This window comes from Achromobacter sp., assembly GCF_036567245.1.
Taxonomy (GTDB): Bacteria; Pseudomonadota; Gammaproteobacteria; order Burkholderiales; family Burkholderiaceae_B; genus Achromobacter.
Map to the genome: position 1 here is coordinate 1 of NZ_DATCUY010000202.1, position 11,077 is coordinate 11,077.

The window sequence follows — 11,077 nt, forward strand, 5'->3', positions numbered from 1 at the left end:
GTGCGCGAAGGCAAGCACGGCGTGCGCTCCACCAAGCAGGCCATCGCGATCGGACTGTCCAAGGCGCGCCGCGCCGGTGTAGCGTTGCCGACTCCCAAGAAGGCCAGCGCAGCCACGAAACGCAAGGCCAAGCAGGACAGCGACGCGGCCAGCGATGGGCATGTCAAATCAGCCAAGCGCGCCAAGGCCACCACCACCGCGCTGAAGAAGGAAAGCGCCAAACCCGTGTCACGCACCGCGCTGTCGCGGCAGGCCAGCGCATCAGCTTCCAAGCGCAGCGCGGCAGCCCGTTCTGCCGCGGCCAAGAAGGCGGCAGCCACCAAGGGTGCCGCCGGACGTTCCGCAGCCGCCAAGAAAGCGGCCCGCACGCGCGCGGCGAACCAGCGGGCCAGCCACGCGCATTGAGGCGGATATGAGGCCTTCCGGGAGGCCGGGCTAGCCGGCCTCGAACGCCTTGAAGCGCTCGTGCAGGAACTCGCGCAGGCGCTTGACCGCCGGCGACAGCAGCATGCGGTGCACGCACAGCAGATACAGCGGCGAGGGTTCGCTGGTGTAGTCGGCCAGGACCTCGATAAGCCGCCCCGCCCGCAAGTCGGTCAGCACGTCATAACGCGACTTGTAGGCCATGCCATGGCCGGCCAGCGCCCAGCGGCGCACCAGTTCGCCGTCGTCGCCCACGCGGTCGCCCTTGACCGGTATGGTGAGCGCGGCGCCCTCGTGCCTGAAGGCCCAGCGGTCGTGCAGGGTTTCGCCCAGCACGAAGGACAGGCAGTTGTGGCGGCGCAGGTCATCGGGCACTTGCGGCACGCCATGCCGCGCAAGGTAGGCGGGCGAGGCGCAGACCACGCGGCGGTTGTGCTCGGACAGCGGCAGGGCCACCAGCCCGGAGTCGTTCGGCGTGCCATAGCGCACCGCCAGATCGACCGGCTGCCGGTACAGGTCGGCCAGGCGGTCGCTGATGCGCACCTGGAAGTTGACGCGCGGATGCCGGTCCTGGAACTCGTCCAGCCATGGCAGCAGCACATGGCGGCCCAGGTCGGACGGGATGGACAAGGACAGGGTGCCGGAGATATCCGTCTTGTTGCGCGCCACGGCGTTCCTGCCCGCCTCCAGCGCCGACAGCGCCGAGCGGGCATGCTCCAGATAGCGTTCGCCGTCGCTGGTCAGCCTGAGGCTGCGCGTCGAACGCACGAACAAGCGCGCGTCCAGGGCCTGCTCCAGGCGCTTGAGCGCCGCGCTGGCGACGGCGGGCGTCAGATCCAGTTCGCGCGCGGCGGCGGAAAAGCTGCCCTGGTCCGCCGCCGCCATGAATATCCTCAGATCCTCGAACCGCACCATCTCCGGCCTCATTTTCAAAAAATTATTGAAACTGAGTGCGATGCTAGCCGCTTTTTCCCCGCTCTGGACTAGGTAATCATGACTGCATTCCCCGACAAGCAAGGAGTCACCCCATGAAAATCGAACTGAACGGCAAGAAGGCCCTGGTCACCGGATCGTCCGGCGGCATCGGCCTGGCCATCGCCGCGGGCCTGGCCGAGGCCGGCGCCGAAGTCGTGCTGCACGGTCGCAGCGCCGACAAGCTGGCGCAGGCCGCAGCCTCGCTCGCCAGGCAGTTTCCCGCCGCCCGCGTGAGCACCGTGCAGGCCGACCTCGCTACCGCCGACGGCGCGGCCTCGATCTCGGCCGCCCATCCCGACGTGGACATCCTGGTCAACAACGCCGGCTACTTCGCGCCCAAATCCTTCACCGAAATCACGGACGACGACTGGCAATACATGCTGGACACCAACGTCATGAGCGGCGTGCGCCTGTCGCGCTACTACCTGCCGCGCATGCTGGCCGCCGGCTGGGGCCGCATGGTGTTCATCTCCAGCGAATCCGGCGTGCAGATCCCTGCGGAAATGATCCACTACGGCGTCAGCAAGACCGCCTTGCTGGGCGTGTCACGCGGCCTGGCCGAATTGACCGCCGGCACCGGCGTCACCGTCAACGCCGTGTTGCCCGGCCCCACCCGTTCGGAAGGCGTGTCCGACTTCTTCGCCGAAATGGCCAAGGAGCAAGGCGTGACCCAGGACCAGATGGAACGCGACTTCATCGCCCAGCACCGCCCCACGTCGCTGCTGCGGCGCCTGGCCACGGTGGAAGAAGTGGCCAACATGGTCGTCTACACCTGCTCGACGCAAGCCGCGGCCACCAATGGCGCCGCGCTGCGCGTGGACGGCGGCGTGGTGCGCTCCATCATCTGATCACGGCCTGCACCCATGAAAGCCATCGCCTACTTCAAGAACCTGCCCGCCGACCACCCCGAGGCGCTGCAGGACATCACCCTCGCCGACCCCGTGCCCGGCGAGCGCGACCTGCTGGTCGAAGTCCGCGCCATTTCGGTCAACCCGGTGGACGTTAAGATCCGCGCCAAGCGCAAGCCCCAGGACGGCCAGCCCGAGGTCATAGGCTGGGACGCCGCCGGCATCGTGCGCGCGGTCGGCGCCAAGACCAGCCTGTTCAAGCCCGGCGACCGCGTCTGGTATGCGGGCGCGCTGAACCGCGCCGGCGCCAACAGCGAGCTGCATGCGGTCGACGAGCGCATCGTCGGCCGCATGCCCGCCAGCCTGGACTTTGCCCAGGCCGCGGCGCTGCCGCTCACCACCATCACCGCCTGGGAGTTGCTGTTCGACCGGCTGCGCGTGCTGGATAACGGCGCCCCCAGCCAGGGCAGCCTGCTGGTCATCGGGGCCGCAGGCGGCGTGGGCTCCATCCTGGTGCAACTGGCGCGCCAGTTGACCGGCCTGACGGTGATCGGCACCGCCTCGCGACCAGAAACACAGGCCTGGGTACGCGAGCTGGGCGCGCATCACGTCATCGACCACAGCCAGCCGCTGACCGCCGGACTCAAGCGCATCGGCTTCGAGCACGTCAGCCACATCGCTGGCCTGACCCAGACCGACCAGCACTTCGCGCAGATGGCCGAAGCGATCGCGCCGCAAGGCAAGATCGCCTTGATCGACGACCCCGCCGCGATCGACGTCCGCCTGCTCAAATCCAAGTCGGCGTCGCTGCATTGGGAGTTCATGTTCGCGCGTCCGCTGCACGGCACGCCCGACATGATCGCGCAGCACGAATTGCTGAATCAGGCCGCCCGTCTGATCGACGAGGGTACGCTGCGCACGACGCTGGGCGCGCACTACGGCAAGATCAACGCCGAGAACCTGCGCCGCGCCCATGCCTTCATCGAAAGCGGCAAGGCACAGGGCAAGATCGTGTTGGAAGGGTTCTAACGCAATGCGCCCGGCCTCGCCGCCACGGGCGGCGGGGCATCTCGCAATTGCAAGCAGAAAGCAGTACAAACTCGACTGCGCGCAAACGCATGCGCAACGCCCTCGGGAGTCTCTTCTGCTCGACCACATTCTCAATCAGACGCTTGAACCCCTGCTCTGGGGCATGGTGGCCTTTACCCTGCTGATGCTGAGGCTGGCGCCCCTGCAAGGGTGGAAGGCCGTCATCGTCGCCGGCATCACGGCGGGGCTGGTCTTCGACACCATCCAGTTCCGCGTGGGGCCCCCACGCCTGTGGGATGCGCTGGTGCTGGGCTCGGTGCTGGCCGCCCTGCTGGCGGCTGCCGTGCTGGAACTGCTGTTCCTGCTGCTGCGCCGCTCGCGCCCCGAGCGGGCCTGAGACGGCGGGCCAGCCTGCGGTCCCGACCGCAGGCGCCTCGCGCGCACGCAGTCAGGCGCGCCCTTCCCGCTTGGCGCGGGCGTGAGGATCATTGATCTCGGCCTCCAGCTCGGCGATCAGCCATTCCAACCAGCCGTTTTCACTGCGCGCGTAAACCACCGCGGCGGGCGTCTTGCCGCTGCGCCAGCCCGGCTGATGCGCATCCATCCACGCGCCCAGGCTCTTGTGCGGCGCCAGCAAGCCCGACAGCCAGGACCACAGGTAATCAGGCACGTTGCGGCGGAATCCTTGCGCGCAGGCGTAGAGGGTGGGCTCAAGCGGCAGGTTGCCGGCGCGCGCCAGCCTTGCCTGCACGCGGCGCAGGGTCTCGGCCGCGGCCTGCAATTGTTCGGTGCTGAGCTTTTTCATTAGAGGACTCCTGATCTTGGTTTGCCCGGATTATCGCCGCAGGCAGCGGCGCTTTCCAAGCGCCGCTTGCAGCCATCAGGAACGCGCCGGCCGCGGCGGCTCCAGGCCCAGCAACGCGGTCGCGCTGAAGCGCGCGCCCGGTTCCAGCACCCGCATGCCGGTGCGCGCCTCGCCGCCCGCCGCCAGGTTGAACGCATCCGCCACATTGGTGACCGGCTCCACGCACAGGAACTCCGAGCCGGCCGCCGTGTACACCACCAGGTGCGCAAAGGCCGGATCGGCATGCAGCGACAGCTGATGCCCATCGGGCCAATGCAGGGTGGCCCGCCCTTCCCACTGCGACAGATAGGTATCGCAGCCGCTGGCCGAGCGCCGCAGTTCGCGCACATGAACGGCCTTGCTGCCAGCCGGTAGCCCCGCCGCGTCCGCCGGCCACTCGCGGCGCGCATGCAGCGTGACGCGCTCTGCCGTGAAATAGGGATGCAGCCCCAGGCCGCAGGGCATGGGCGTGTCGCCGAGATTGACGATGGCCAGCGCCACGCTCAGGCCGCGCGCGTCCAGCTGATAGCGCTGCACACACTCGAAAGGCCAGGGCCAGCCCAGCACGCCGGCGGGCTGCGCCAGCACCAGGTCGACACTGTCCGCGCTCAGGCTGCGCACGCTCCACGCCTGATAGAGGCCGGCGCCATGGATCGCATTCGGCCGGCCGGGCACGGATTGCAACGCGTGCCTGGCGCCGTTGAAGGTGAACACGCCGTCGCGGATGCGGTTGGAGTATGGCGCCAGCGGGTATGAGCCCGCCCGCGGCCAGCGGCCGGCGGGCCACTGCGTGTCGGTCAGCGGCACGATCCAGTCGTGCGCGCCGGTGGACAACCGGGTCAGGCGACCGCCGCCGCCTGGCGCGAATTCGGCCTGGTGCGTGCCGCTGGCGATGGTGATGCGCTCGCTGGCATCGAGCGTGGCCGGGACGGATAAAGCCTGCATATAGAAGATACTCCGGCGGCGAAAACAGGGCCGCGCGCTGCGATTGTGCCGTCCCCGGACTGGCGGGCGCAAGCGACTGCCGGACGCCTCATCCCGCCCCGGCTTCGACGCCGCACAGCGCCAGCAGCCGACTCAACGCAGGATTCCGGTTGGTCTCCAGCCAGGCGATGCCATGCTGCAGCTTGGGCGTGTCCGACGGCAACGGGCGGAACACCACGCCCTCCATGTTGAGGGACTCGATGTCCCGCGGAATGATGGCCACGCCGGTGCCGGCGGCGACCAGGCACAGCAGGGTCTGGGACGCCTCCGTTTCCCGCACCACGCGCGGCAGGAAGCCCGCCTCCAGGCAGATGGCGTCCAGGGCGCCGCGCAGGTGAAAGCCCTTGCCCGCGGGATAGGCGATGAATGGCTCTTGCGCAAGATCCGCGACGCCCAGCCCGGCCTTGGCCGCCAGCGGATGCGCGTCGGCCAGCGCGACGGAGAACTCGCTGAGCATGAACCCGTGCGACACGATGTGTTTGCCCTCCAGGGGCAGAAAACACAGCGCTGCATCCAGCGTGCCGTCCAGCAGCTTCAGACGCAGTTCGCCAGTCGGCAGCGGACCCTGGATGTCCAGCGCGATATCGCTGTAAAGACGCCGGCAATCGCGCACCAATCCCGGCAGGCGCACATGGCTGGCGCGTCCGGTATAGCCCAGCCGCAGACTGCCGGTCTCGCCCCGGCCGGCCTTGCGGCAGGCCTCCACGGCGCCGTCCAACTGCCGGAACATGGGCTGGATGCTGTCCAGGAACACGCGGCCCGCCACCGTCAGCGCCACCTTGCGCGTGCTGCGGTCGAACAGCTTCACGCCCAGCTCGTCTTCCAGTTCGCGGATGCGCTGGCTCAAAGGCGGTTGGGCGATATGCAAGCGCAGGGCGGCGCGGGTGAAGTTCAGTTCCGTGGCGAGGACCATGAAGCTATGCAAGTGGCGCAGTTCCATGTCGGGTATCGGTTATTGATATTCCATGAATATAAATGATGTGCCGATAATAAATTGGACGACTCAATCCCCAAGCCCTAACCTGCCACGCATCCAATAACGACACAGCGTGGAGACAAGCATGGCTGATCTTTCGGGGCGGGTGGCCCTGGTAACCGGTTCGACCAGCGGCATCGGCCTGGCCGTGGCGCGGCGCCTGGCGCGCTCCGGCGCGACGCTGGTGCTCAATGGCCTGGCCGACGCTGCCGCAGCCGATGCGCTTTGCGCCGAGTTCCGCGACACCTATGGCGTGCCGGTCCGCTTCCAGCCCTGCGACCTGCGCAAGCCGACCGAGATCGAAGCCATGATGGCTGAACTGAACCAGGTCTATGGCGCGCTGGATATCCTGGTCAACAACGCCGGCATCCAGCATGTGAGCCAGATCGAGGCCTTTCCGGTCGACAAGTGGGACGACATGATCGCGGTCAATCTGTCGGCCAGCTTCCACACCATACGCACCGCGCTGCCGGCCATGCGCGCGCGCAACTGGGGCCGCATCGTCAACATGGCGTCCATCAGCGGCCTGCGCGGCCGCGCCGGCAAGACCGGCTACAACGCCACCAAGCACGGCCTGATCGGCCTGACCAAATCCGTGGCGCTGGAAACCGCGCAGACCGCCATCACCTGCAACGCCATCTGCCCCGGCTGGGTGCACACGCCGCTGGTGCAAAAGCAGATCGATGCGCTGGCCGAACGCGAAGGCCTGGACAACGCCGCGGCCACCAACAAATTGCTGGGACTGCGCCAGCCTTCAGGCAAGTTCGTCACCCTGGAACAAATCGCCGGCCTGTGCGAATTCTTCTGCTCGCCCGACGCCGACGAAGTCCGCGGCGTGGCCTGGGCCATGGATGGCGGCACGACCGCAGCCTGAAGCCGCAGCGGCAGCCTCTATTTTGAACGCGCAGGCCGCGCGGCGACACCGATAACACCCGCAAGGAGTACAAGATGCTGGACCACACCCACGCGCCCGCCGCCAAGAGCTGGGTCGACGGAGCCGACGGCCATCCGGATTTCCCGCTGCAGAATCTGCCGATGGGCGTGTTCCGCCACGCTGGCGGCACGCCACGAATCGGCGTCGCCATCGGCGAGCAGGTGCTGGATGTCCGGGCCGCCGTGGAACTGGGCTTGCTGGACGGGCTGGAGCCGATCGCGCGCCAAGCGCTATCGACGCACAGGCTCAACGACTGGATGGCTTTGCCCGCCGCCGCCCGCAAGGCCGTGCGGCACGCCCTGTTCGCGCTGCTGGACGCCACCCACCCAGCCAGCGCGCGGCACGCGGCGCAGGCCGCGCGCCTGCTGCATCCGCAGGACCAATGCGAGTTGCTGCTGCCGGCGGACGTAGGCGACTACACCGATTTCTATGCTGGCATCCATCACGCCAGCCACGTAGGCAAGCTGTTCCGGCCCAACAACCCGCTGATGCCTAACTACAAGCACGTGCCCATCGCCTATCACGGCCGTGCCTCCTCCATCTGCGCCTCCGGCACGCCCGTGCGGCGGCCGCGTGGCCAGGTGAGGACGGCGACCGGCGTCGACGTCCCGGCCTACCGGCCATCCGCGCAATTGGACTTCGAACTGGAATTGGCGATCTGGATCGGCCCCGGCAACGCGCTCGGCGAGCCCGTGCCGCTGGAGCAGGCCGCCGGCCACGTGGCGGGCTATGGCTTGCTGAACGACTGGTCCGCCCGCGACATCCAGGCTTGGGAATACCAGCCGCTAGGCCCCTTCCAGGGCAAGAATTTCGCCTCCACGATTTCGCCCTGGGTGGTGACTGCCGAAGCGCTGGCCCCGTTCCGCAGCGCCGCGATGGCGCGCGGCGACGGCGATCCTGAACTGCTGCCTTATCTGCGCAACGCCAACGACGCCGCCACAGGCGGACTGTCCATCGCACTGCAAGCGTGGCTGTCCACGCCGCTGATGCGCGAACGCGCGCAGGCGCCGCAACGGCTGGCGGCATCCGATGCGCGCCATCTGTATTGGACCCCGGCGCAGATGGTGGCGCAGCACACGCTGGGCGGCTGCAACCTGCGCCCGGGCGACCTGCTGGGCTCGGGCACCATCTCCACGCCCGACGACGGCGGCCACGGCAGCCTGCTCGAACTGACCCACGGCGGCACACAGCCCATCACCCTGCCCTCGGGCGAAACCCGGCTGTTCCTGGAGGCCGGAGACGAAGTCACCCTGACGGCCCATTGCAGCCGCGAGGGTTTCCAGCGCATCGGCTTCGGTGCTAGCCGCGCACGCATCATCGATTGACGTTCAATACCAGGCATCCCGCTAGACCTGGAGCCGGCCGGCGAGCCGGCGGCACACAAAGGAGGAATGACATGAAGAAGATCTTGGCAGCAGGCATGATGGTCCTGGCAAGCGCAAGCAGCGCCCCCGCGCTGGCGCAGGACTTCCCCAACCACCCGATCCGCCTGATCATCCCCTACTCCGCCGGCGGCGTCACCGACGTGGTCGGCCGCGCCCTGGCCGAGCAGTCCGGCAAGCGCCTTGGCCAGACCGTGGTGGTCGAAAACAAGACCGGCGCCAACGGCACGCTGGGCGCCACCCAGATGCTCAACACCGCGCCCGACGGCTATACCGTCACCATGGTGCCCATCGGCATCTTCCGCATGCCGCACATCACCGGCACGCGCTACGACCCGATCAAGGACCTGACCTACATCTCGATGATCGCCGGCTACAACTACTACGTCGCGGTCGCCGCGGACTCGCCCTGGAAGACGCTGGGCGACCTGGTCGCCTACGCCAAGTCCAAGCCCGACACGATTTCGTACGGCACGCCGGGCGCCTACAGCAGCCAGCACATCGCCATGGTGCAGCTGGGCGAAGCCGCCCAGGCCAAATGGACCCACGTCCCTTACAAGGGCGACGCCGACGCGTTGACCGCCATGTTGGGCGGCCATATCCAGGTGCTGGTCGGCGCCAGCACCATCCTGCCCTACGTGGCCTCCGGCAAGGTCCGCATCCTGGCGTCGCTGGGCGACAAGCGCTCGCCCGACCTGCCGGACGTCCCCACCCTGAGGGAAGCCGGCTATCCCGTGGTGCACACCTCGCCCTTCGGCATCGCCGGCCCCAAGGGCATGGACCCGGCCGTCATCACCAAGCTCGACGGCGCCTTCCGCGACACCCTCAAGGACGAAGCCTTCCTGGCCCTGCTGCGCCAGTCCGGCGTATCGCCGCAATACATGGATACCGCGACCTACACCAAGGCCGCCCAGGCCAGCGCGGAGACGGAGCGTGAGGTCATCAAGAAGTTGGGGAACATCATGAACAAATGAGGTACAGGCAAGATCCGCGTGCGTCGGATCCAACGTCCCTGCAATTGTAATAAGACGTAAAACTCCAAGTACCCAAGAAACGCCCCGGCAATGGGGCGTTTTCCGTTGGGCCGGATTCCGGCGCACGCGGGATGTGGAATGCACGCCACACCCCCCACTTTCCATGTCGGCGACCTGCTGGCATCATGCGGCGCGTAGGGCACCTGTCAAGCATCTGAACAAGGAAGAAAAAGTGCGATTCAGTTTTCTCAAGGCCCTGCTAGTCTGCCTGTGCGGCGCCGTGCTGAGCGCCTGCACCACCTGGGACGTGGCGATGCTGCGCCACAAGGGCAAGCCAGTCAACGACATCGTGACCGAGTGGGGCGTCCCCGATCGCGTGTACGCCAGTGAAGACCTGCCGATCGGGCAATTGGTCTACATGTGGCAGACCTCCGGCGAAGTCTCGTGGGACGAGGCCGTCGGCAGCTTCTACGTTCCCCCACCGGGCGGCGTCAGCTACGGCTTCGGCAACAACACGGGCACCATCTACCAGCGCCGCACCGGCGTCGCCAGCTGCTACACCATGCTCCACGTCGACGAGAAGGGCATCGTCGTCGGCGGCGACCTCGTCAACAACGGCACGACCTGCAAAATGTGGTGATGGCGGCGCCAGGCGGATCGCCCATGCGCCTCGCCAGCCGGCCTCCCATCGGACAACCCGCAAGAGAATTCCTGATGACGAACATGAAAGCCACCCTCATCCCCTTGCTCGCCCTGGCTCTGCTGTCCGGCCCGGCCTTCGGCGCCGAGAAAAAGCCCACGGAGGGCGACATCTCCCGGGCCATTGCCTATACGGACGTGATGCGCGCCTACGCCTACAGCAAGCAAGCCGCCGAGTTCAAGGCGCGCTTCGACAAGATCGGCCCGGGCGCCGACGGCCTGGAAGCCATGACCAATGCAGCCAACCTCATGAGCCTGGCAAACCAGGCCATGCGCGCGGCCTGCGCGCGCGAACCGCATTATGTGGAAAAAGGCATCGAGGCCTTTCGCTGCAGCAAGATCAAGTAGCCGGTCCTGAAAAAGCCGTTTGAGCCTTCGTCGCGAAACTGACGGCGCTTGCGGTCGCCCTCTTTCGCGCGGGCCGGCAACAAAGCCGCCCAGGCCAACGCCGGCAAAGGGTTCGAGGTCATCAAGAAATTGGGGAAAATCATGAACCCGTGAGGTCCGGACAAAACCAGCATCCGTCCCTCCCCGCAGCGGTTCACGCGCCCGATACAATCACGGGCATGAATTCCGCAACGCAAAACACCGCCGCCGACGCCCACCCGGGCCACACCCCCATGATGCAGCAGTACCTCCGCCTCAAGGCGGAGGCCGGCCCCTTGCTGCTGTTCTACCGCATGGGGGACTTCTATGAAATGTTCTACGAAGACGCGGAGCGCGGCGCGCGTCTGCTCAACCTGACGCTGACCAAGCGCGGCTCGTCCAACGGCACGCCGATTCCGATGGCCGGGCTGCCGGTGCATGCCATGGAGCAATACCTGGCGCGGCTGGTCGCCATGGGCGAGTCCATCGCCATCTGCGAGCAGATCGGCGACCCGGCGACTTCCAAGGGGCCGGTCGAGCGCCGCATCGTGCGCATCGTCACGCCCGGCACGCTGACGGACGATGCGCTGCTGCCGGCCAAGGCGGACCGCGCGCTGGCCGCCGTGTTCGTCAGCGGCAACGC

General features: G+C 67.4%; 13 protein-coding genes and 1 pseudogene. 10 read left to right on the forward strand and 4 right to left on the reverse strand.

What is annotated here, in order from left to right:
• Positions 1-405 (forward strand): DUF6496 domain-containing protein (locus VIR09_RS08705; protein ID WP_332012503.1); only part of this gene is annotated, 405 nt, incomplete at its 5' end.
• 30 nt (positions 406-435) lie between these two features.
• On the opposite strand, the gene VIR09_RS08710 is transcribed toward VIR09_RS08705, so the two are convergent.
• Positions 436-1,338, reverse strand: a complete 903-nt coding sequence (locus tag VIR09_RS08710; RefSeq protein WP_332012504.1) for a LysR family transcriptional regulator — start codon at positions 1,336-1,338, stop codon at positions 436-438.
• A gap of 113 nt (positions 1,339-1,451) precedes the next feature.
• Here VIR09_RS08710 and VIR09_RS08715 point away from each other — a divergent pair, with 113 nt between their 5' ends.
• The 3 genes from VIR09_RS08715 (at position 1,452) to VIR09_RS08725 (ending at position 3,672) form a co-directional block, all read left to right on the forward strand.
• A complete protein-coding gene (locus VIR09_RS08715; protein WP_332012505.1) occupies positions 1,452-2,246 on the forward strand; it encodes an SDR family NAD(P)-dependent oxidoreductase in 795 nt (264 codons plus the stop codon).
• 15 nt (positions 2,247-2,261) lie between these two features.
• Positions 2,262-3,275, forward strand: coding sequence for a zinc-binding alcohol dehydrogenase family protein (locus VIR09_RS08720; protein ID WP_332012506.1), 1,014 nt, complete (start codon positions 2,262-2,264; stop codon positions 3,273-3,275).
• A gap of 163 nt (positions 3,276-3,438) precedes the next feature.
• Positions 3,439-3,672, forward strand: coding sequence for a hypothetical protein (locus tag VIR09_RS08725; protein WP_013395203.1), 234 nt, complete (start codon positions 3,439-3,441; stop codon positions 3,670-3,672).
• A gap of 51 nt (positions 3,673-3,723) precedes the next feature.
• On the opposite strand, the gene VIR09_RS08730 is transcribed toward VIR09_RS08725, so the two are convergent.
• The 3 genes from VIR09_RS08730 to VIR09_RS08740 all read right to left on the reverse strand — a co-directional run bounded on the left by VIR09_RS08730 (position 3,724) and on the right by VIR09_RS08740 (position 6,043).
• Entirely contained in the window at positions 3,724-4,080 is a 357-nt protein-coding gene (locus tag VIR09_RS08730) for a hypothetical protein (RefSeq protein WP_013395204.1), read from the reverse strand.
• A gap of 75 nt (positions 4,081-4,155) precedes the next feature.
• Positions 4,156-5,064 carry an aldose 1-epimerase gene (locus tag VIR09_RS08735; protein ID WP_332012507.1) on the reverse strand — a complete coding sequence of 303 codons (909 nt, stop codon included), beginning with the start codon at positions 5,062-5,064 and terminating at the stop codon, positions 4,156-4,158.
• 88 nt (positions 5,065-5,152) lie between these two features.
• Entirely contained in the window at positions 5,153-6,043 is an 891-nt protein-coding gene (locus VIR09_RS08740) for a LysR substrate-binding domain-containing protein (protein WP_332012508.1), read from the reverse strand.
• Positions 6,044-6,164: 121 nt separating this feature from the next.
• Between VIR09_RS08740 and VIR09_RS08745 the strand changes: the two genes are divergently transcribed.
• From VIR09_RS08745 to VIR09_RS08770, 6 genes and pseudogenes are all read left to right on the forward strand, one after another.
• On the forward strand, positions 6,165-6,953 hold the full coding sequence (locus tag VIR09_RS08745) for a 3-hydroxybutyrate dehydrogenase (RefSeq protein WP_332012509.1): 789 nt from the start codon (positions 6,165-6,167) through the stop codon (positions 6,951-6,953).
• A 74-nt stretch (positions 6,954-7,027) separates the two neighbouring features.
• Positions 7,028-8,338 (forward strand): fumarylacetoacetase, encoded by a 1,311-nt coding sequence (fahA, locus tag VIR09_RS08750; RefSeq protein ID WP_332012510.1) that lies wholly within the window; start codon positions 7,028-7,030, stop codon positions 8,336-8,338.
• Between the two features lie 71 nt (positions 8,339-8,409).
• A complete protein-coding gene (locus tag VIR09_RS08755) occupies positions 8,410-9,369 on the forward strand; it encodes a tripartite tricarboxylate transporter substrate binding protein (RefSeq protein WP_332012511.1) in 960 nt (319 codons plus the stop codon).
• A gap of 232 nt (positions 9,370-9,601) precedes the next feature.
• Positions 9,602-10,009, forward strand: coding sequence for a hypothetical protein (locus tag VIR09_RS08760; RefSeq protein WP_332012512.1), 408 nt, complete (start codon positions 9,602-9,604; stop codon positions 10,007-10,009).
• Between the two features lie 74 nt (positions 10,010-10,083).
• Positions 10,084-10,416 carry a hypothetical protein gene (locus tag VIR09_RS08765; protein WP_088159672.1) on the forward strand — a complete coding sequence of 111 codons (333 nt, stop codon included), beginning with the start codon at positions 10,084-10,086 and terminating at the stop codon, positions 10,414-10,416.
• 218 nt (positions 10,417-10,634) lie between these two features.
• Positions 10,635-11,077, forward strand: a pseudogene (locus VIR09_RS08770) (DNA mismatch repair protein MutS); the annotation flags it as partial.